The sequence below is a fragment of the Methylobacterium ajmalii genome (assembly GCF_036448855.1).
Taxonomy (GTDB): domain Bacteria; phylum Pseudomonadota; class Alphaproteobacteria; order Rhizobiales; family Beijerinckiaceae; genus Methylobacterium; species Methylobacterium ajmalii.
In genome coordinates this window covers 192500-212341 of the sequence record NZ_JAZFXT010000028.1, presented here as the reverse complement: position 1 = coordinate 212341, position 19842 = coordinate 192500, and the positions used below count along the sequence as shown (strand labels likewise).

Annotated in this window: 19 protein-coding genes; 10 read left to right on the top strand and 9 right to left on the bottom strand. The window is 70.3% G+C overall.

What is annotated here, in order from left to right; translation table 11 throughout:
• Window positions 1-49: 49 nt before the first annotated feature.
• Both V3T34_RS14455 and V3T34_RS14450 read left to right on the top strand, forming a co-directional pair.
• The gene (locus V3T34_RS14455; protein ID WP_305077638.1) at window positions 50-676 is read left to right on the top strand and encodes an AlbA family DNA-binding domain-containing protein; all 627 of its coding nucleotides are present in this window, start codon (window positions 50-52) and stop codon (window positions 674-676) included.
• Window positions 677-691: 15 nt separating this feature from the next.
• Window positions 692-1603, top strand: coding sequence for an ATP-binding protein (locus V3T34_RS14450; RefSeq protein ID WP_305077637.1), 912 nt, complete (start codon window positions 692-694; stop codon window positions 1601-1603).
• A 183-nt stretch (window positions 1604-1786) separates the two neighbouring features.
• On the opposite strand, the gene V3T34_RS14445 is transcribed toward V3T34_RS14450, so the two are convergent.
• The 3 genes from V3T34_RS14445 to V3T34_RS14435 form a co-directional block, all read right to left on the bottom strand.
• Window positions 1787-2977, bottom strand: coding sequence for a winged helix-turn-helix domain-containing protein (locus V3T34_RS14445; protein ID WP_305077636.1), 1191 nt, complete (start codon window positions 2975-2977; stop codon window positions 1787-1789).
• Between the two features lie 4 nt (window positions 2978-2981).
• Entirely contained in the window at window positions 2982-4811 is a 1830-nt protein-coding gene (gene ilvD / locus V3T34_RS14440) for a dihydroxy-acid dehydratase (RefSeq protein ID WP_305077635.1), read from the bottom strand.
• Between the two features lie 93 nt (window positions 4812-4904).
• Window positions 4905-5168: a hypothetical protein gene (locus tag V3T34_RS14435; RefSeq protein ID WP_305077634.1), complete on the bottom strand. Its 264-nt coding sequence runs from the start codon at window positions 5166-5168 to the stop codon at window positions 4905-4907.
• A gap of 413 nt (window positions 5169-5581) precedes the next feature.
• Between V3T34_RS14435 and V3T34_RS14430 the strand changes: the two genes are divergently transcribed.
• Window positions 5582-7435: an ABC transporter ATP-binding protein gene (locus V3T34_RS14430; protein WP_305079015.1), complete on the top strand. Its 1854-nt coding sequence runs from the start codon at window positions 5582-5584 to the stop codon at window positions 7433-7435.
• A 127-nt stretch (window positions 7436-7562) separates the two neighbouring features.
• Here the strand turns inward: V3T34_RS14430 and V3T34_RS14425 are convergent, their stop codons facing one another.
• The gene (locus V3T34_RS14425; RefSeq protein WP_305079016.1) at window positions 7563-8327 is read right to left on the bottom strand and encodes an alpha/beta fold hydrolase; all 765 of its coding nucleotides are present in this window, start codon (window positions 8325-8327) and stop codon (window positions 7563-7565) included.
• A 189-nt stretch (window positions 8328-8516) separates the two neighbouring features.
• Window positions 8517-9422, bottom strand: coding sequence for an NAD(P)-dependent oxidoreductase (locus V3T34_RS14420; RefSeq protein ID WP_305079017.1), 906 nt, complete (start codon window positions 9420-9422; stop codon window positions 8517-8519).
• A 132-nt stretch (window positions 9423-9554) separates the two neighbouring features.
• On the opposite strand from V3T34_RS14420, the gene V3T34_RS14415 reads away from it, so the two are divergent.
• From V3T34_RS14415 to V3T34_RS14395, 5 genes are all read left to right on the top strand, one after another.
• A complete protein-coding gene (locus V3T34_RS14415; protein WP_305079018.1) occupies window positions 9555-10976 on the top strand; it encodes an SNF2-related protein in 1422 nt (473 codons plus the stop codon).
• Between the two features lie 39 nt (window positions 10977-11015).
• Window positions 11016-11621, top strand: a complete 606-nt coding sequence (locus V3T34_RS14410; protein WP_305079019.1) for a sulfite oxidase-like oxidoreductase — start codon at window positions 11016-11018, stop codon at window positions 11619-11621.
• A gap of 237 nt (window positions 11622-11858) precedes the next feature.
• Entirely contained in the window at window positions 11859-12575 is a 717-nt protein-coding gene (locus tag V3T34_RS14405; RefSeq protein ID WP_305079020.1) for an FAD-binding oxidoreductase, read from the top strand.
• The gene (locus V3T34_RS14400) at window positions 12572-13366 is read left to right on the top strand and encodes a shikimate dehydrogenase family protein (RefSeq protein WP_060846887.1); all 795 of its coding nucleotides are present in this window, start codon (window positions 12572-12574) and stop codon (window positions 13364-13366) included. Before V3T34_RS14405 ends, V3T34_RS14400 begins: the two co-directional genes overlap by 4 nt.
• 73 nt (window positions 13367-13439) lie before the next feature.
• Complete coding sequence (locus V3T34_RS14395; RefSeq protein WP_305079021.1) at window positions 13440-14825, top strand: FAD-binding oxidoreductase; 1386 nt, start codon at window positions 13440-13442, stop codon at window positions 14823-14825.
• 21 nt (window positions 14826-14846) lie between these two features.
• Here V3T34_RS14395 and V3T34_RS14390 read toward each other — a convergent pair whose 3' ends face one another.
• From V3T34_RS14390 to V3T34_RS14375, 4 genes are all read right to left on the bottom strand, one after another.
• Window positions 14847-16232: an MFS transporter gene (locus V3T34_RS14390; RefSeq protein WP_305079022.1), complete on the bottom strand. Its 1386-nt coding sequence runs from the start codon at window positions 16230-16232 to the stop codon at window positions 14847-14849.
• Between the two features lie 160 nt (window positions 16233-16392).
• Window positions 16393-16569, bottom strand: coding sequence for a hypothetical protein (locus V3T34_RS14385; protein WP_167543914.1), 177 nt, complete (start codon window positions 16567-16569; stop codon window positions 16393-16395).
• 10 nt (window positions 16570-16579) lie between these two features.
• A complete protein-coding gene (locus V3T34_RS14380) occupies window positions 16580-16873 on the bottom strand; it encodes a hypothetical protein (protein ID WP_305079023.1) in 294 nt (97 codons plus the stop codon).
• Window positions 16874-16877: 4 nt separating this feature from the next.
• A complete protein-coding gene (locus V3T34_RS14375; protein WP_305079024.1) occupies window positions 16878-17237 on the bottom strand; it encodes a hypothetical protein in 360 nt (119 codons plus the stop codon).
• Between the two features lie 161 nt (window positions 17238-17398).
• Here V3T34_RS14375 and V3T34_RS14370 point away from each other — a divergent pair, with 161 nt between their 5' ends.
• Entirely contained in the window at window positions 17399-18001 is a 603-nt protein-coding gene (locus V3T34_RS14370; protein ID WP_288582777.1) for a nitroreductase family protein, read from the top strand.
• Window positions 17998-19626, top strand: coding sequence for an acyl-CoA synthetase (locus V3T34_RS14365; RefSeq protein WP_331369197.1), 1629 nt, complete (start codon window positions 17998-18000; stop codon window positions 19624-19626). Before V3T34_RS14370 ends, V3T34_RS14365 begins: the two co-directional genes overlap by 4 nt.
• Window positions 19627-19842 lie beyond the last annotated feature (216 nt).

The following is a 19842-nucleotide window of genomic DNA, read 5'->3' as shown; positions in this document are numbered from 1 at the left end:
CATATGTAGCGTGTCGAGTCAGGCTCGACCTACTATATGAAGTGACGCCGTGGGTGAAGGGCAGCTCGATCTACCATTTGATACTCCCTACCAGCTAGGGGAGAACCCCGCGCTATGGGCGCCGCGCGATATTTGGGTGCGGCTAAGTCAGCGCCTGATGAGCTTCCTTGGGGAAGATCGCCGAGTTGAATATAAACGCGCTGAAAAAGTGCATTTCGAAGATTTTGCAACTTATCTTAGCGCTTTCTCAAACACTCCTGATGGTGGAACCATCGTATTTGGTGCTACCTCCAAGGGCGAAGCTACTGGGTGTACTGCTGCTGGCACTAATCTGCGAAACAGACTGGAACAATGTCACACCAAAATGTGTCCACAAGCTAAGCCAGTTTTCAAAAACGTTCCTGTCACGATAGATGGGAAAGAAGATTTTTGTATTGCCGTTTACATACCGTATGTTGGAAGACTTGTTGAGACGAATAAGGGCGAGGCGTGGATACGCTATGGCGACTCTCGCCATAAAATGAGCGACGAAGAGAAGCGTGATTTCCGGGCAACGCGGCAAGAACTATCATTTGAAATGGAGAAAGCACCGTATAAATATCCAGATGATTTCGACATTAAGATAATAAATGATTTTTGTGATAATTTCAGGCACCGTGAAGGTCGCAACAAGTGATCAAACGAAGAGGTTTTGCTTGACCGGCATCTTATATCAAGCGATGGTCAAAATATAGTTCCTCTTAATAGTTTGGTTTTGCTGGCTGCGAAGGATCCGCTACGTACTATTCCGGGATGCAGAGTACGTATTCAAAGATTTTCGACAGATCATGAAGGTACTGGCGAAACATACAGCCCTATACGCGACAAGTTTGTAGAGGGCAATCTCGTCACAATTATCGCAGGATCGACAGAGCTAATTGAAGAGCTAAATTACGATGTTACTTGGCTAAATAAAGACGGAAAATTTGTAACAACTCCTGAATATCCTAAATGGGCGTGGCATGAGTCATTGATAAACGCCTGCGTACATCGCTCTTATAGTTTTAGCGGAACGGAAATTACCATAAAATTTTTCCCCGGAAGATTGGAAATTGAAAGTCCAGGTGGGTTCGTACCCCCGGTTAACGAAAATACAATATATAACACGCGGGCGTCGCGTAACCATCACACTATGGACGCCCTTAGGTACCTTGGTTATGTACTGATGGCGAGAGAAGGAACCCGCCGTATTCGAGAGAGTATGCAGGGCTGGGGGCTCCCAGATCCCCAATTTAAGCAAGAAGCAATATATGGCGTGGTTGTCAGAGTGACGCTTCGCAATGATCATGAATCTAGAAAGAGATCAACTGACAAAGATGTGACGCAATTTTTTGGCGCTGAGTTATGGAAATCGCTTCAAGAGCACGAAATAAAAATTGCCGCATACGCTTTTAGAAATAAAAGTATCCAAGTTTCTGAAGCTCAGCGGCTGACTGGAAGGACTTGGGCTACAAGCAAGAAAGATCTTGAGCGTCTAACCAAGAAAGGCGTTCTGTTATTCGTTCCCGGAGAATATCAACGAGATCCAAAAGCTCACTATATTATAAATAATGCTAAATCGTAATCTATTAATGCGAGGAGTGAGCACAAACATCATAGCTAAAAATGCAAATTTATATTAGATATTAATGCAGGTAACGTGGTACTACAAAATAATATATTATTGTAATAAGAATGCGTCGGGCGTTATAGCGAGCGAGCACAAGCGTATCCCGACATCGACTCCGAAAGGATTGACGGAGAAACTCTATTTCATTAAATATTCCGGTGCTGCGTCAAACTGAATCATTCTGACTGCTTCCTTCAACCCCAACCATCCCGCCAAAACTCCCAACTCCACCCCCAACGCCTCCCGCGCCCCATCCGCCCTTCCCGGCTCCCAATGCACCGCATGCACCAGGAGACGTCCCCCAGCCCGATCCGCCTTCAAATCCACCCGCCCCACCAGTTCCTCCCCGAACAGGAACGGCAGCACGTAATACCCATACTGCCGCTGCGCCGCCGGGGTGTAGATCTCGATGCGGTAGCGAAAACCGAACAGGCGCTCGGTGCGGGCGCGCTCCCAGACCAGGGGGTCGAAGGGGGCGAGCAGGGCTCGGGCCGAGACACGGCGGGGGATCTTGGCGTCGCGGTGGAGGTAGGCGGGGGGCCAGCCGGGCACCTCGGCCGGGAGCAGGATGCCCTCCTCCACCAGCCGGGCGATGGCCGCGGCGACGTCCGGCGCGTCGAGGCGGAAATAGTCGCGGAGTTCTGACGCCGTGGCGAGGCCGAGGGCCCGGGCGGAGAGGGCGACCAACTGGGCCTGCGCCTCCGCCTCCGGCACATCGGGCAAGGACAAAATGTCCGGCGGGATCACCCGCTCGGTGAGGTCGTAGACCCGCTCGAAGCTGCGCCGCCGCGTCGCCGTGGTGACGTGGCCGGCGTAGAACAGCCATTCGAGCATGCGCTTGGGCTCGCTCCATTCCCACCAGCCGGCCCGGCCGGTCTGGATGTCGGAGGCCGAGAGCGGGCCCTCGTCGCGAAGCCGCGCGAGCAACGCCATCGCCTCGGGCCGGCGCTCGGTGGCGAAGGTCCGCATCGCCCGGTAGCCGGCCTCGCCCCGATCGGCCCGGGCCATGCGCCAGCGCAGGAGGGGTTGCAGGCTGAGCGGCAGGAGCGAGCATTCATGCGCCCAGTACTCGAACAGCCGCCGGTCGCGCCTGGGGCCCCAGGCGCGGCGGTCGAGGAGGGCCGTGTCGTAGGCGCCGAGCCGCGAGAAGGCCGGCAGGTAATGCGCCCGCACCAAGACGTTGACGCTGTCGATCTGGTGCAGGCCGAGACGGTCGATCGTGGCGGCGAGGTGCCGGGGACCGGCTTTGGCAGGGCGTGCGGCGTGAAACCCCTGCGCCGCCAGGGCGACCCGGCGGGCTTCGCTGGGCGTCAGCCGCACGACCGTCATGGGGTCAGATCTTCCGCACGGCCCCGTGGGCGGCGCTGGTGGTCATGCTGGCGAAGGCCCGCAGCGCGGCGCTCACCTTGCGCTTGCGCGGCGCGGCGGGCTGCCAGCCCTTCGCGGCTTGCGCCGCGCGGCGGCGCTCGATCTCGGCGGCATCGACCGCGAGGTGGATGCGCCGGTTCGGGATATCGATCTCGATCCGGTCGCCCTGCTCGACGAGGCCGATGAGGCCGCCTTCCGCTGCTTCCGGCGAGACGTGGCCGATCGACAGGCCCGAGGAGCCGCCCGAGAAGCGCCCGTCGGTGACGAGCGCGCAAGCCTTTCCGAGGCCCTTCGACTTCAGGTAGCTCGTCGGATACAGCATCTCCTGCATGCCGGGGCCGCCGCGGGGGCCCTCGTAGCGGATCAGCACCACCTCGCCGGCCTTGACTTTGCCGCCCAGGATGCCTTCGACCGCGGCGTCCTGGCTCTCGAAGACGTGGGCCGGGCCCGAGAAGCTGAGGATGCTGGCATCCACACCGGCGGTCTTCACGATGCAGCCGTCCTCCGCCAGGTTCCCGTAGAGCACCGCGAGGCCGCCATCCTGCGAATAGGCGTGGGCTGAATCGCGCACCACCCCGCCCTCGCGGTCGAGGTCGAGCTCGTCCCAGCGCGAGGCCTGGCTGAAGGCGACCTGGGTCGGGATGCCGCCCGGCGCCGCGCGGTAGAACTCGCGCACGCTCTCGCTGGTGGTGCGGGCGACGTCCCAGCGCGCCAGCGCCTCCTTGAGGGTGCCGGAACCGACATTGCCGACATTGGTGTCGATCAGGCCGGCCCGGTCGAGCTCGCCGAGGATCGCCATGATGCCGCCGGCACGATGCACGTCCTCCATGTGGACGTTGGCCACCGCCGGGGCGACCTTGCACAAAACGGGCACCCGGCGCGACAGCCGGTCGATATCCGCCATGGTGAAGGGCACCTCGCCCTCGTAGGCGGCGGCCAAGAGGTGCAGCACCGTGTTGGTCGAGCCGCCCATGGCGATGTCGAGGGTCATGGCGTTCTCGAACGCCGTCATCGAGGCGATGGCGCGCGGCAGAACCGAAAAATCGTCCTGCTCGTAGTGGCGCTTGGCGAGATCGACGATGAGGTGGCCGGCCTCGACGAAGAGGCGCTTGCGGTCGGCATGCGTCGCCAGCACCGAGCCGTTGCCGGGCAGCGAGAGACCCAAAGCCTCGGTGAGGCAGTTCATCGAGTTCGCCGTGAACATGCCCGAGCACGAGCCGCAGGTCGGGCAGGCCGAGCGCTCGATCACCTGCACGTCCTCGTCGGAGACGCGGTCGTCGGCGGCGGCGATCATCGCGTCGATGAGGTCGACCTTCTTGATGCCGGTCGAGACGTTGACCTTGCCGGCCTCCATCGGCCCGCCGGAGACGAAGACCACCGGGATGTTGAGGCGCAGCGCCGCCATCAGCATGCCGGGGGTGATCTTGTCGCAGTTCGAGATGCACACCATGGCGTCGGCGCAGTGCGCGTTGACCATGTACTCGACCGAATCGGCGATCAGGTCGCGGGACGGCAGCGAGTAGAGCATGCCGTCGTGCCCCATCGCGATGCCGTCATCGACCGCGATGGTGTTGAACTCCTTGGCGACGCCGCCCGCCGCCTCGATCTCCCGCGCCACGAGCTGGCCGAGGTCCTTGAGGTGGACGTGGCCGGGCACGAACTGCGTGAACGAGTTCACCACCGCGATGATCGGCTTGCCGAAATCGGCGTCGGTCATGCCGGTGGCGCGCCACAGGCCGCGGGCGCCGGCCATGTTGCGGCCGTGGGTGGTGGTGCGGGAGCGATAGGCGGGCATGGGAACTCTTCTAAGGGAGGCTCCCTCGCGTCATGCCGCCGCCGGCCCGTCTCCCGCAAGTCCTTCCGTGCAGGTCTGGTCCGCGACCGGTCGCTACTTCGAGCAGCCGATGCAGATGCCCTTCATGATCGCGTCCTCGCGCTTGGCCTCCCGGCGCATCTGCGGCGAGACGGTGGCGGTCTCGTTCGGACCGAGCGCGCCGGGCTTGGGCACCGTCTGCCCGGTGCCGGCGGTGTTGGGCGCCTTGATCGTCGAGGCCGGCCCGCCGCCGGTGCCGGTCTCGCTGACCTGGGCGAGGGCGGGGAGCGGGGCGAGGATCGCGAGGGCGAGAAGAGGGGCGAGGAAGCGGGCCGGCATGGGGGGATCCTTCGTGAAACCTGGCCTGAGTCGACGCGGGGCACACGGCGAAGTTCCCGAACCGTGGTCACGCTTCGCGGGCCCGAATTCTTCCCCCGCAGAGGGCGGGGCTGTCGGGAAGAGAATAGTGCGCCTCCCCTCTCCCGTGTGGGAGAGGGGCCGGGGGTGAGGGTGCTACGGTTCCGCAGAAAGCTTGAGCCGTCCCGCTGCCGGCACGATGGCCCGAGCTTTATTCAGAAGTGTCACACCCTCACCCCTACCCCTCTCCCACACGGGAGAGGGGATCCCGCGCTCGATTCTTGTAGGGATTTTCCCCGGACAAACCGGCCTCTGCGGGGGAGGGGCCGGGTGCGCCGGTTCCAGGACGTGGTGCGGCCGGCGAAAGCGGGGCCGGCCAACCTATATCCGCCCCCATGGACACCCCCGCCGAGAGCCGCCTCGATCGCCTGCGCCGCGCCGCCAGCGCCCGGCTCGGGCCTTTGCGCCACCTGCCCGCCCTGTTTCGCCTCGCGCTCGCGACCGATCCGCGGCTGACGGCGGCGAGCCTCACTCTGCGCCTCCTGCGCGCCGGGCTGCCGGCGCTGATGCTCTACACCGCCAAGCTCGTGGTCGACGCCGTGGTGGCGGGACGTGCCGGGCCGCCGCCGGAGGCCGGGTGGCTCGCCGATCCGCGGCTGCACCATCTCGGGATGCTCGTCGGGATCGAGCTCGGGCTCGCGGTCCTGTCGGACCTCCTCGGGCGGGCGACCGCTTACGTCGACGGCGTGCTGGCGGAGAAAGTCGGCAACGCCACGTCCCTGCGCCTGATGACGCATGCCGCCGCCCTCGACCTCGAGCAGTTCGAGGACAGCGCGATCCAGGACCGGCTCGAGCGGGCCCGGCGCCAGGTGGCGTGGCGCTCGAACCTGATCGGGCAATTGCTCGGCCAGCTCCAGGACCTCGTCACGGCGATCACGCTGGCGGTCGCGGTCGGCACGATGCTGCCGGGGCTGGTGCTGCTCCTGGTGCTGGCCCTGATCCCGGCCTTCCTCAACGAGCTGCACTTCAACGCCCGCGGCTACCGCCTGGCCTTCCGCCGCAGCCCGGACCGGCGCGAGACCGACTACCTGCGCTACCTCGGGGCGGACGCGGCGAGCGCCAAGGAGGTGAAGCTGTTCGGCCTCGCCGCCCACCTCGCCGCGCGCTTCCGCGACCTCGCCGCCCGGCTCCTCGCCGAGAACCGGGAGCTCGCCCGCCACCGGGCGCTCGCCGGCGGCACCTTCGCGACGCTCGGCACGCTCGCCTACTACGCCGCCTACCTGGTCATTGCCGGGGAGGCGCTCGCCGGCACGCTCACCGTCGGCGACCTCACCTTCCTGGGCGGCGCCTTCCTGCGGCTGCGCGGCCTCGTCGAGGGGCTCTTGCTCGGCGCCTCGCAGGTGATGGGCCAGGCCCAGTACCTCGACGACCTCTTCTCGTTCTTCACCATCGCGCCGACGATCCGCTCCGGGTCGCACCCGGTGCCGGAGCGCCTGCGCACGGGCTTCGTGTTCGAGGATGTGGGCTACCGCTATCCGGGCCAGAGCCGCTGGGCGGTGCGCCACCTCTCGCTCGCGATCGGGGCCGGCGAGGTGGTGGCGCTGGTGGGCGAGAACGGCGCCGGCAAGACCACGATCGTCAAGCTGCTCGCGCGGCTCTACGCCCCCACCGAGGGGCGCATCCTCCTCGATGGCCGCGACCTCGCCGAATACGACATCGAGTCCCTGCGCGCCCGGATCGGCGTGATCTTCCAGGATTTCCTGCGGTTCGACTTCACCGCCGGCGACAACATCGCGGTCGGGCGGATCGAGGCGCGGGAGGACCGCGAGGGCATCGCGGCCGCCGCCCGGCGGGCGCTCGCCGATGCGGTGATCGAGCGGCTGCCGGCGACCTACGACCAGCGCCTCGGCCGGCGCTTCGAGGACGGGGTCGAGCTGTCGGGCGGGGAGTGGCAGAAGGTGGCGATCGCCCGTGCCTACCGGCGCGACGCCGCGATGCTGGTCCTCGACGAGCCGACGGCGGCGCTCGACGCCGCGGCCGAGGCCGAGATCTTCCGCCGCTTCGCCGACCTCGCGGCGGGCCGCACCGCGCTCCTCATCTCGCACCGCTTCTCCACCGTGCGCCGGGCCGACCGGATCGTGGTGCTCTCCGGCGGACAGGTGCTGGAGGAGGGCACGCATGCCGACCTCGTGGCCCGCGGCGGCCGCTACGCCGAACTCTTCGAGCTGCAGGCGGCGGGCTACCGCTGAGGCGCTCCCGCGGCCCGCCGCGCCGCCTCGTCGTCGGCGAGGTCGGCCGCATCGGCGATCCGCGCGCGGTCCGGTCCGGTCCGGTCCGGGCGCGCGGCCCTGCGGGCGGTCGACGTCTCGAACCGAGTCAGGGCCGCGCGTCGAGGAACGCCAGCACGCCGGCCTTGTGCACCTTGTCGCCGACGGCGAGGTTGTGGTCGCGGTCGGGGATGTCGAGGGCCTTCGCCTCCGGGATCAGGGCGGCGAGCGCCGGGCCCGAACCCGCCACGGTGTCGGTGGTGCCGACCGCGACCAGCACCGGCACCTCGATCTGCGCCACCTCCGCCCGCGACAGGGTCTGGCGCGAGCCGCGCATGCAGGCGGCGAGCGCGCGCAGGTCGCTCCCGGTCGATTCGGCGAAGACCCTGAACATCCGCGCCGTCGGGTCGGTGACGGCGTCGCGGGAGGGGGCCTCCATCGCCTCCGAGATGCCGGGGGGCAGCCCCCTCCCCTCGACGAGGTGGATGCCCAGGCCCCCGAGCAGGGCCGAGCGGACGCGGTCCGGGTGGGCGAGGGCCAGGAAGGCGGTGATCCGCGCCCCCATCGAGTAGCCCATCACGTCGGCGCGGGGGATCTCGAGATGGTCGAGGAGCCGGCGGGCATCCTCGGCCATCAGGTCGGAGCCGTAGGCCTCCGGCTCGTAGAGCTTGCCGCTGCGGCCGTGGCCGCGGTTGTCGAGGGCGATCACCCGCCGCCCGGCCCCGGTCAGGCTGCGCACCCAGGAGGTGTTGACCCAGTTGACCGCGTGGTTCGACGCGAAGCCGTGGATCAGCAGGATCGGATCGCCCGCACCTTCCTTGGGGGCGACGTCGACATAGGCGATCGGCACGCCGTCCGAATCGAAGGTCTGCATGGGCGATGGGCTCCTGCGCGGGGTCGAGGCCGGCTTAGAGCATTTTCCGACGAAGTGGAAACCGGTTCGTCGGAGAAAATGCGACAAAACAAAGGCTTAGAGAGCTTCGCGATTGCAGCCGATCGTGAAGCTCTCTAGCGCAGGGGCGGGCGGGCTCGCAACGCGTAGCAGGACCGCCGGCGGACGTCCCTATTCCGGCGGCGTCCGGACCGCGACGCCGAGCATCGCCTCGAACGGCAGGATCATCGCGCCTTTGTCGCGCGCGCCGTGGCCGTGGCGCAGAGCCATCTGGTAGGTCGCGGTGGCGGCGGCCGTCACCGGCAGCGGGAAGCCGCCCTCCGCCCCGACCGCGGCGGCGCTGACGAGGTCCTTGTAGGCCTTGGCCAGCGGGTAGCCCTCGTCGAACGTGCCCTGCAGGATCCGCGGCACGAAGTATTGCGAGGCGTAGCTGCGGCTGGTGCCGGTGGTGACCACGGTCGCGAGCCGCGCCGGGTCGAGGCCCATCGCCACCGCCATCGGCAGCACCTCGGCCAGGGCCGCGATGTTGATGTCGTAGATGACGTTGTTGACGGTCTTGGTGAGCTGCCCGCTGCCGAGGGGGCCCATGTGCAGCACTTGCGTGCCGATCCGGGCGAGCAGCGGCTCGGCCGCGGCGAAGTCCTCCGGCGTGCCGCCGCACATCACCGTGAGGGTCGCGGCCTCCGCGCCGGCCGGCGCGCCGGAGACCGGGGCGTCGAGGAAGCGTAGGCCGCGATCCGCGAGCGCCCGGCCGAGGCGCACCGCCGTCGCGTGCGCGATGGTGCTCAGGTCGATCACCAGGGCGCCGGGCGCGAGACGCGCCGCGAGCCCGTCCGGCCCGAGCAGCACCGCCTCGACCACGTCGCCGTCGGGCAGGCACAGGATCAGCACGTCGGCGCCGGCCGCCGCCGCCCTATCGGTCGTCGCGACCAGCCCGGGCCCGTCGAGCCCGGCGACCCGCGCCGGGTCGGAATCGATCGCCACCACCGTGTCGGCGCCCTCCCCCTTCGCGGCGAGGTGGCGGGCGATCGGGCGGCCCATCTGGCCGAGGCCCATCAGGGCGATGCGGCGGCTCATCGTGCGGTTCCTCCGTCGTGGCGTTCCACCGCGATACCGCGTCGGCGGCGCCGATGCGCGGGGTGGGCGCGAAAAAGGCGTCGCACCCGGGCGAGGCTTGAGCCCGGCCCCGCCCCCCGGCATAGGGGCGCCATGACACCCGAATCCGACGCCCCCCGCCTGGTCCCCCGCCCGCACCAGGTCGAGGCGATTCGCGCCATCCTGGCGGCGCGGGCCGAGGGCCGGCCGGGCTTCCTCCTCGGCGACATGACCGGGCTCGGCAAGACCCTGTCGGTCTGGGGCGCGATCGCGGCGATGCCGGAGCGGGCGGTGCTGATCGTCTGCCCGAAGGGCGCGATGCCGCAATGGCGCCGGACGATCCGGGATTCGGGTCTCGCCGACAAGGACGTGACGCTCCTCAACTACGAGCGCACCAAGTCCCTGCTGGCGCTGCCGGCCGCGAGCGGCCGCCGCTCGGTGCGGGCGAAGAACAACGAACTCGCCAAGCTCGGCCGGCCCAAGCGCGTCTGGCCGCTGGTGGTGTTCGACGAGGCCCACCGCCTGCGCAACCCGACCTCGCAGCAGGGCCAGGCCTGCCGGCGCATGGCCGAGGCCGCCGCCTTCACGGTCTATGCCAGCGCCACCGCCGGCCAGGCGCCGCACGAGCTGTCCTATCTCGGCGCGCTGCTCGGCCACGCCGTCGGCCGGCCGGTGGAGACCACCGCCGACTTCCGCGCCCTGATGCAGCATCTCAAGATCGGCCGGGCCAAGGGGCGCTGGCAGAACTGGTCGTGGGAGCCGAATGCCCGCGACCAGGAGACGATGGCCGGCCTGCTCTATCGCGGCCCGGACGCGATCGGGCTGCGCCGCCGCCCGGCCGATATCGCCGGCTGGCCGGAGGTGCAGCGGGACCTCGCCCCCACCGCCCTCTCGCCCGCCGACCAGCGGCTCTACGACGCGACCTGGCGCGAATTCCGCCGCGAATGGGGCCTCGCCGGCGGCTCGAACCGGCGTGCCGCCGGCTGGGCGGCGGACCTGCGCTTCCGCCAGAAGGCGAGCCTGATCCGGGTCGCCGGCACGGTCGACCTCGCCGAGGACCTGCTGCAGGCCGGCGAGCAGGTCGCGGTCTCGGTGGCGTTCCTCGAGACCGGGGCGGCCCTGGTCGAGGCCTTCACCGGCCGCGGCTGGCGCGCCGGCACCATCGACGGCACGCGGACGGCGGAGGCCAACGAGACGGTGCGGGTCGCCTTCCAGCGCGGCGAGCTCGACGCGGTGGTGTTCACCGTCACCGAATCGATCTCGCTCCACCGCAACGAACTGCCCGGCGGCGATCGCCCGCGCAGCCTGATCGTCCACGACATGCGCCACAGCGCGATCCAGCTCAGCCAGATCGAGGGCCGCTGCCACCGCGACGGCGAGCGCGCCGCGATCCTGTTCGCCTACGCGGAGGGCACCGTGGAGGAGCGGGTCGCCGCCACCGTGATCGCCCGCATGGCCGGGATGGACAGGATGGCCGGCGAGGATACCTCCCTCCTCGACGCCATCGGGCGGATCATCGATGGTGAGGCCGGCTGATCCCGGCCGTCGAGGGCCGGGCAGGACAGGAGGCACGCGATGGTGACGCGAGGGTTCACGGGGCGCCGCCCGCCGCGGCCGGAGGCCGAGCGCCTGCCGCCGGGCCAGTACCTGACCGAGGATTTCCCGGTTCTCCAGCTCGGCCCGACGCCGCGCATCGATCCGGCCCGCTGGAGCTTCACCCTGCGGGAGGGATCGAAGCCCCTCAAGAGCTGGACCTGGGCCGAGTTCGAGGCCCTGCCGCGCACCCGCTGGAAGGGCGACATCCACTGCGTCACCAAGTGGTCGAAGTTCGACACCGACTGGGAGGGCGTGACGATCGACGACCTGCTGGCGGCGGCCGGGATCGCGGCGCCGACCGCCTACCTGCTGGCGGAGGGCTACGACGACTACACCACCAACGTGCCGGTCGCCGACCTGACGGAGGGCAAGGCCATGGTGGCGACCCGCTACGCCGGCGAGCCGATCACGCCCGACCACGGCGGACCCGCCCGCCTGCTGGTGCCGCACCTCTACTTCTGGAAGAGCGCCAAGTGGGTGAAGGGCCTGCGCTTCACGAAAGTGGACGAGGCCGGGTTCTGGGAGCTGCGCGGCTACCACATGTACGGCGATCCCTGGCGCGAGCAGCGCTTCACCGGCGATTGAGGCTCCGCACGCCTTGAGCGACTCCCTCCGTCCCGTCCACGACCTCATCCTGAGGTGCCCACACAGTGGGCCTCGAAGGAGGGCTCCAGCCGTCGCCGTGATGTCTGGAAGGCTCCTTCTAGGTCAGTCGATCGTCGATCGACTGACACCTCAGGATGAGGTCGCGGGTGGGACGACATCCTCGATCGCAGCCCTCCCCGTCTTCGAGGCAGGGCCTTCGCGCCATGAGGCTCCGCGATGGCCCTGATCTGGCAGGAATCCCGGATCGTCGCCGCCGCTCCCGAGACGCCGCGGGTGCGGCGCCTCACCCTGGCGGTCGGCTGGGACCGGCCGTTCCGGGCCGGCCAGCACGTCGACGTGCGGCTGACCGCGCCGGACGGCTACCAGGCGCAGCGCAGCTACTCGATCGCCTCCTCGCCGACGCGCCCCGAGGCGATCGACCTCCTGATCGAGCGCCTCGACGACGGCGAGGTCTCGGGCTTCTTCTCCGACGTGGCCGAGCCCGGCGACGCGATCGAGCTGCGCGGGCCGATCGGCGGCGCCTTCGTCTGGGAGCCGGCCCAGGGCGGGCCGCTGCTGCTGGTCGGCGGCGGCTCCGGGGTGGTGCCGCTGCTCGCCATGCTGCGCCATCGGGCGGAGGCCGCGCCCGACGTGCCGGCCCTGCTGCTCTACTCCGCCCGCACCGCCGCGGACGTGATCGCCCGCGACGAGCTGATCCGCCGCGACGCCGGGGAGCCGGGATTCGGGCTGCGGCTGGCGCTGACCCGGGAGCCCGGCGGCCGGCGGATCGACGCCGCCCGGATCGGCGAGTCGCTCGCCGCCCTCGGGGCCCCGGCCCACACCTTCGTGTGCGGGAGCAATCCCTTCGTCTCCGCGGTCTCCGACCTCCTGGTCGATGCCGGGGTGCCGGCGGCCACGATCCGCACCGAGCGCTTCGGAGGAGAGACACCGTGACGGAGATCACCGGCCGCACCCGCGTCTTCGCGATCCTCGCCGACCCGATCGCCCAGGTGAAGGCGCCGCAGGGCCTCAACCGCCTGATGGCCGAGCGCGGAGTCGACGGGGTGATGGTGCCGCTCCACGTCGCGGCCGCCGACCTTCCCACGGTGGTGGCGGGCTTGCGGGCGACGCAAAGCTTCGGCGGCGCCATCGTCACGGTGCCGCACAAGACCGCGATCGTGCCGCTCCTCGACGCGGTGAGCGACGCGGCCCGGCTCGTCGGCGCCGTCAACGCGGTGCGGCGCGAGCCCGACGGCCGCCTCGTCGGCGAGATCCTGGACGGCGCCGGCTTCGTGGCGGGCCTGCGGGCGGCGGGCCACGACCCGCGGGGAGCGAGCGCCTATCTCGCCGGAGCGGGGGGCGCGGCGAACGCCATCGCGTTCGCGCTCGCCGAGGCCGGGGTGGGCCGCCTCACCGTGCACAACCGCACGCCCGCGCGAGTCGAGGATCTGTTCGCGCGCCTGCGCCGGCTCCATCCCGCCCTGCCGCTCGCGAGCGCCGCCGATCCGGCCGGCCACGACCTCGTGGTCAACGCGACCTCGCTCGGCCTGCGGCCGGACGATCCCCTGCCGCTCGACCCCGCCGGTCTCGCGGCCGGTCAGCTCGTCGCAGAGATCATCATGCAGCCGGCGAAGACCCCGCTCCTCGCGGCCGCCGCCGCGCGGGGCTGCCGCACCCATCCCGGCCTGCCGATGCTGGAGGGCCAGCTCGCCCTGATGGCGGATTTCCTGCGCATGCGCCCTTGACCGGCGGGGCCTCCCGCGCGAGGGCCCCGGCATGATCTCGACAGCCGTGAATTCGTCAGCCCAGAATGCCGTCATGACCCAGTCCCTGATCGACCGCCTCGGGGCACGCCTCGGCCCCGCCGGCCTCCTCACCGAGGAGGCCGACATGGCGCCCTTCGCCATCGACTGGCGGCGCCTGTTTCCGGGCCGGCCGGCCTGCGTGGTGCGCCCCGCCTCCACCGCCGAGGTCGCCGACGTGGTGCGGCTGTGCGCCGAAGCCGGGGCCGCCCTGGTGCCGCAGGGCGGCAATACCGGGCTCGCCGGCGGCGCGGTGCCGGACGGCTCCGCCACGCAGGTGGTGCTGTCGCTCGCCCGCATGAACGCGATCCGGGGGGTCGATCCGGTCGGCCTGACGCTGACGGCGGAGGCCGGCTGCGTGCTCAAGCTGGCGCAGGACGCCGCCGAGGCAGCCGGCAGGCTGCTGCCGGTGAGCTTCGCGGCAGAGGGCTCGGCGCTGGTCGGCGGCGTCATCGCCACCAATGCCGGCGGCATCAACGTGGTGCGCTACGGCATGACCCGCGGCCTCGTCCTCGGCCTCGAGGTCGTGCTCGCCGACGGCAGCATCGTCGACGGCCTCCGGGCCCTGCGCAAGGACAATGCCGGCTACGACTGGAAGCAGCTCTTCATCGGCACGGAAGGGACGCTCGGCATCGTCACGGCGGCGGTCCTGCGCCTCGTGCCCAAGCCGCGCCACACCGCGACGGCGCTGCTCGCCGTGCCCGATCCGGCGGCGGCCCTGCGCCTGTTCACCCTGGCGCAGGAGGAGATCGGCGACAGCATCCAGGCCTTCGAGCTGATCTCCGGCACCTCGCTCGCCCTCGTCGAGACGCATGCCGGCCTCAGGAGCCCGGTCGGGACGGCGGGCTGGACCGTGCTGATCGAGGCGGCCTCGTCGCTCTCGGGCCTGCGCGAGGCGATGGAGGGGGTGCTCGGCACCGCGCTCGAGCGCGAGGACGCGCTCGACGGCGTGCTGGCCGAATCCGGCCGCCAGGCCGCCGACCTCTGGGCCCTGCGCGAGCACGTCACCGAGTGCGAGGCGCGCGCGGGCAAGAGCGTCAAGCACGACGTCTCGGTGCCGATCACCGCGATCCCCGCCTTCCTCGACGAGGCCGGCCGGGTCCTGGAGACCGGCGCGCCCGGCACCCGCGTCAACGCCTTCGGCCACATGGGCGACGGCAACATCCACTACAACGTCCTGATCGGGCCGGAGCATGCCTCGGAGGCGATCAACGGCCTCGTCCACGGGGTGGTGGACCGCTACGGCGGCAGCATCTCGGCCGAGCACGGCATCGGCCAGTACCGCGTCGCCGAGCTGGCGCGCCACCGCCATCCGGACGAGATGGCGCTGGCGCGCCGGATCAAGGCGGCGCTCGACCCGCAGGGACTGATGAATCCCGGCAAGGTGCTGGCGCGGGGGTAGGCAGCCCTCCCCGCCCGGGCGTCACTCCCGCTCGAGCGCGAGGCGCGACAGGCTGACCAGGCTGGCGACGCCCGCGAAGGCGGCGCCGAGGCCGAGCGCGAGGACGGGGCCGTGCGCGGCGGCGAGCGCGAAGCAGGCCGCCACCAGGGCCGCCCCGGTGGTCTGGCCGACGAGCCGCGAGGTGGCGACGATGCCGCTGGCGCCGCCGGAGCGCGCGGCCGGCGCGCTCGTCATGATGGCGCGCAGGTTCGGCGCCTGGAAGAAGCCGAAGCCGGCCCCGCACAGGGCCATCCGCCAGGCGATGCCCCAGACGTCCGGCGCGGCCGGCAGCAGCGCCAGCGAGGCCATGCCGACGGCGAGGAGCGCGAGGCCGATCCCGCCGAGGAGACCCGGCGGGTAGCGGTCCGAGAGGCGGCCGGCGACCGGCGCCATCAGGGCGACCACCAGGGGCCAGGGCGTCATCAGGAAGCCGGTCTCGACCTGCGAATGCCCGAGCGCGTGCTGGAACAGGAACGGCAGCGATACGAAGGCGAGGCCCTGCGCGGCGAACGAGCAGACCGAGGTCGCCGCCGACAGCGCGAAGAGCGGACGGCGGAAGAGGTCGACGGCGAGCATCGGGGCCGGGTGGCCGGCCTGCCGGCGCAGGAGCAGGGCGCCGCAGGCGAGCGCCCCGGCGAACTCGGCGAGCACGCGCCAGAGCGGCCCGGCATGGGCGGCCTCGCCGAGGCCGAGGACGAGGAGCGCGAAGGTCGCGGCGTTGAGGAGCGCGGCGACCCCGTCAAAGGCGTGGCCCGAGCGCCCGGTCTCCGGCAGGGCGCGCCGGGCGAGCGCCAGGGCGGCGAGGCCGATCGGCAGGTTGACGGCGAAGAGCCACGGCCAGGATGCCACGAGCAGGATCAGCGAGGCCGCAGTCGGCCCGAGGGCGAAGCCGACGCCCACCACGAAGGCGTTGAGGCCCATCCCCCGCCCGAGCTGGTGGGGCGGGGTGACGAAGCGGATCAGTGCGACGTTGACCGCCATCAGGGCGCTGGCGCCGACGCCCTGGAGCACCCGGGCGGCCACCAGCGCCGGCAGCGACCAGGCGAGCGCGCAGACGAGCGAGGCGACCGTGAACAGTGCCAGGCCCACGAGATAGACCCGCCTCTGCCCGACGATCTCGCCGAGCGCCGCGATCGGCAGGAGCGTGGCCACCACGGCGAGCTGGTAGGCGTTGACGATCCAGACCGAATCCGCCGGATCGACGCCGAGATCGGCCGCGATCGTCGGCAGCGCGGTGTTGGCGATCGCGGTGTCGAGGGTGGCGAGCGCGACGCCGGCGAGGATCGCGGCCGTCGCCCGTCTTCTCCGGGCCGGCGTGAGCTCGGAGGGGGCGGAACGGGCGGAGGGGGAGAGGACGGAGTCGGTCACGGCATCCGTTTGCGCCCGCAGAGGCGTCGCCGCAAGCAATCACACGGAACAGGTTGGTTCGGGCAGGTCGAAGATCCTCGAGAAGCGGGCGCGGGTCTTCTCCCCTCCCCGGGGGCGGGAAGGGGAGACACTTTCTCGTCCCCCCGACTTTCCAGACGGCTCAACCCGTCCCCGGATCGGCCTCGACCTTCTGCCGGTCGCCCGCATTGGCGCCCGACGTGTTGGCCTCGCCGTCGCCGTCCTGCGGCACTGCCGCCACGCCCTTCAGGTCGTCGGCCGTGATCTTGTCCCGGCGCGCCTTGTCCCGCTCCGCGGATTCGTCCCTGCGCTCGGCCATCTCGCTCTCCTCAACCATCGGTCTCGCCTCCGGTCTTCTCGGTCCGGTATTCGCCGTCCGCCACCTTGCGGCCCTCGTGCGGACCTTGCGCGGCGATCTGGTCGGAATGACCGCCGGAGCTGCCGCCGACCGAGACCGGCGGGCGGCCGGGGGTGCCGGCGGAGGACCAGTCCTTCTTCAGCTCGGCCTCGTCGCGGCCGCCGCCTTCCTGCCGGGTGATCGCCGCCTGCTCGGGAGTCTGGTGGCCGCCGCCGACGGCGGGTTCGCCCCGGCTGCCCACCACGTCGTCGGGCTTCCTCGTCATCGCCTCACTCCCCCTCGTCCTTGCCGACCGCGGCGGTCGCCCGGTCGATGGCTTCCTTCGCGGCGGGACTCTGGGCGGCAGGCCCGCCGGTCGAGGGGTCGCTGATCCGGCGCAGGTTCTCGGGCGGGGTCTCGTCCTCGGTCGCCTGGCTGCTGTCGGTCGCGCCGATCGCGTCGAGGCGGTTGAAGTCGGAGGCGACGCGGGCGTCCCGGGCCTGGCCCATCGGGTCGTGGGCCATGTCGGCTTGCGTGCGCGGCGGCACGCCGACATCGAGAGGGGAGTCCTGCCCCATGTCCTGGCCGTTGCGGTCGGTATAGGGGTCGAAGTCGCGCAAGCTGGGCCGCGCCCGATCCGTCTTGTCCATGGAAGTCTCCTGTCGCGGCCGATCCGGCATGTGGGGGACAACACCGCCGGAGGTATGAGGTTTCCGCGGGTCGGGTCCCCCGGAAGTCCGGGGCGGCGGGCCGTGACAACCGTCGCGCTTGCTGGCAGGACGGCGCGAGTTCCACGGAGATCCTTCCGCCCGTGACCACATCCGCCAATTCCCGTACCGCCGACCACCCGATCGACGCGCTCTTCCTCGAGCGCTGGTCGCCCCGCGCCTTCACCGGCGAGGCCGTGCCCCGGGCCGACCTGATGACGATGATCGAGGCGGCGCGCTGGGCTCCCTCGGGCTACAACTCGCAGCCCTGGCGCTTCGCCTACGCGCTTCGCGACACCCCGGCCTGGGAGACGCTGTTCGGGCTCCTGGTGCCGTTCAACCAGGGCTGGGTGAAGAATGCCGGCGCGCTGGTGTTCCTGGCCTCGAACGGGATGATGAACACCCCGGACGGGCTCAAGCCCTCCTACAGCGCCTCCTTCGATGCCGGCACGGCCTCGGCGCTGTTCCAGCTCCAGGCGGTGAAGATGGGATGGCACGCCCATGGCATGACCGGCTTCGACCACGAGCGGGCGCCGGCCGCGCTGAACCTGCCGCCGCACCACCGGGTCGAGGCCGCCTTCGCGGTCGGCCGCAAGGCGGATCCGGCGACCCTGCCGGAGGAGACCCGCGCCCGCGAGACCCCGAACGGCCGCCACCCCCTCGCCGACTTCGTCTTCGAGGGCGGGTTCCCGCCGCGCGAGGCGTGATCCCCACCTCGTACGAGGGTTTCGTCTCCGGGTTCCGCTGGCGGATCCCGGAGCGCTACAACATCGCGGTCGACGTCTGCGACCGCTGGGCCGCCGCCGACCCGACGCGCCCGGCGATCCTCGACGTCGACCCGGCCGGCCGGGTCGAGACCTGGAGCTACGCCGCCCTCGCCGAGGCCTCGAACCGCCTCGCCAACGGCTTGCGGGCCCACGGCGTCCGGGCGGGCGACCGGGTGGCGGTGCTGCTGCCGCAATCCCCCGCCGTGGTGGTGGCGCACCTGGCGATCTACAAGCTCGGCGCCGTCGCGCTGCCGCTCGCCGTGGTGTTCGGGCCGGAAGGTCTGCTGCACCGCCTGTCGGATGCCGGCGCGACCGCGGTGGTGACCCATGCGGGGGGCGTCGCCAAGCTGGCGACCCTGCGCGACGCCCTGCCCGGCCTCGCCCTGGTGATCTCGACCGACGGGGCCGGCGACGGCGCGCTCGGCTACGCCGACCTGGTGGGGGCGGCCTCGGCCGATTTCGCGCCCGTCGACACCCGGGCCGACGACCCGGCCCTGATGATCTACACCTCCGGCACCACCGGCCCGCCGAAGGGCGCGCTGCACGGCCACCGGGTGCTGCTCGGCCACCTGCCGGGCTTCTCGATGATGCACGACTTCATGCCGAAGCCCGGCGACCGGATGTGGACGCCGGCCGACTGGGCCTGGGCCGGCGGGCTGCTCAACGCGCTCCTGCCGAGCCTGCATCACGGCGTCGCCGTGGTGGCGCGCAAGGCGGAGAAGTTCGATCCCGAGGAGGCTTTCCGGCTGATGGCCGACCTCGCGGTCGCCAATGCCTTCGTGCCGCCCACCGCGCTCCGGATGCTCCGCATCGTCGAGGAGCCGCGCCGGCGCTTCGACCTGCGCTCGTTGCGCACCCTGGCCTCGGCCGGCGAGATGCTGGGGCCGGAGACCTTCCACTGGGCGGAGCAGGCGCTCGGGCTCACCATCAACGAGGCCTACGGCCAGACCGAGTGCAACCTGGTGCTGGCTTCCTGCGCGGCCCTGGGCGTGGCGCGGGCGGGCTCCACCGGACGGCCGGTGCCGGGCCACCGGGTCGCGGTGATCCGCCCGGACGGAAGCCCGGCGGCCGTCGACGAGACCGGCCAGATCGCCGTCGCCCGCCCCGACCCGGTGATGTTCCTGCGCTACTGGAACGACCCGGAGGCGACGGAGCGCAAGTTCGTGAGCGATGGAGTCTCAGGCGACTGGATGACCACCGGCGACCAGGGCCGGATGGACGCGGACGGCTACGTCCATTTCGTCGGGCGCGACGACGACGTCATCACCTCGTCGGGCTACAGGATCGGCCCCGGCGAGGTCGAGGATTGCCTGCTGCGCCACCCGGCGGTGGCGCTCGCCGCGGCGGTCGGCAAGCCCGATCCGGTGCGCACCGAGATCGTCAAGGCCTTCGTGGTGCTGCGCCCCGGCCACGCCGCCTCGGACGCGCTGGCGGCCGAGATCCAGGCCTTCGTGCGCACCCGCCTGTCCGCGCACGAATACCCCCGCGAGATCGCCTTCCGCACGAGCCTGCCGCTGACCACCACCGGCAAGATCATCCGCCGGGTGCTGCGCGACGAGGCGTGACCCCGTAGCAGTGTCCCCGGGACGGTGCCGCAACGGATCGATCGTGCGCCAATCATTGGCAGACGATCCATAGATCCGGGCCGACCCGCCCCGGATCACTGCGGATAACCTTCGGTCAGCCACGAAATCCCGCCAACTCCGAGGACGACCTTAACCAAGGCCGGGCTAGGGATGGTCGTGTCCTCGCGACAACGACCTCTTGCCGTGGCTGGCCAT

Excerpts from the sequence above, each read along its gene's own strand:
- V3T34_RS14395 (WP_305079021.1), top strand. The coding sequence starts at position 13,440 with ATGACCCAGTCCCTGATCGACCGCCTCGGGGCACGCCTCGGCCCCGCC.
- V3T34_RS14410 (WP_305079019.1), top strand. The coding sequence starts at position 11,016 with ATGGTGACGCGAGGGTTCACGGGGCGCCGCCCGCCGCGGCCGGAGGCC.
- V3T34_RS14430 (WP_305079015.1), top strand. The coding sequence starts at position 5,582 with ATGGACACCCCCGCCGAGAGCCGCCTCGATCGCCTGCGCCGCGCCGCC.
- V3T34_RS14445 (WP_305077636.1), bottom strand. The coding sequence starts at position 2,977 with ATGACGGTCGTGCGGCTGACGCCCAGCGAAGCCCGCCGGGTCGCCCTG.
- V3T34_RS14420 (WP_305079017.1), bottom strand. The coding sequence starts at position 9,422 with ATGAGCCGCCGCATCGCCCTGATGGGCCTCGGCCAGATGGGCCGCCCG.
- V3T34_RS14405 (WP_305079020.1), top strand. The coding sequence starts at position 11,859 with ATGGCCCTGATCTGGCAGGAATCCCGGATCGTCGCCGCCGCTCCCGAG.
- V3T34_RS14415 (WP_305079018.1), top strand. The coding sequence starts at position 9,555 with ATGACACCCGAATCCGACGCCCCCCGCCTGGTCCCCCGCCCGCACCAG.
- ilvD (WP_305077635.1), bottom strand. The coding sequence starts at position 4,811 with ATGCCCGCCTATCGCTCCCGCACCACCACCCACGGCCGCAACATGGCC.
- V3T34_RS14385 (WP_167543914.1), bottom strand. The coding sequence starts at position 16,569 with ATGGCCGAGCGCAGGGACGAATCCGCGGAGCGGGACAAGGCGCGCCGG.
- V3T34_RS14380 (WP_305079023.1), bottom strand. The coding sequence starts at position 16,873 with ATGACGAGGAAGCCCGACGACGTGGTGGGCAGCCGGGGCGAACCCGCC.
- V3T34_RS14435 (WP_305077634.1), bottom strand. The coding sequence starts at position 5,168 with ATGCCGGCCCGCTTCCTCGCCCCTCTTCTCGCCCTCGCGATCCTCGCC.
- V3T34_RS14375 (WP_305079024.1), bottom strand. The coding sequence starts at position 17,237 with ATGGACAAGACGGATCGGGCGCGGCCCAGCTTGCGCGACTTCGACCCC.
- V3T34_RS14425 (WP_305079016.1), bottom strand. The coding sequence starts at position 8,327 with ATGCAGACCTTCGATTCGGACGGCGTGCCGATCGCCTATGTCGACGTC.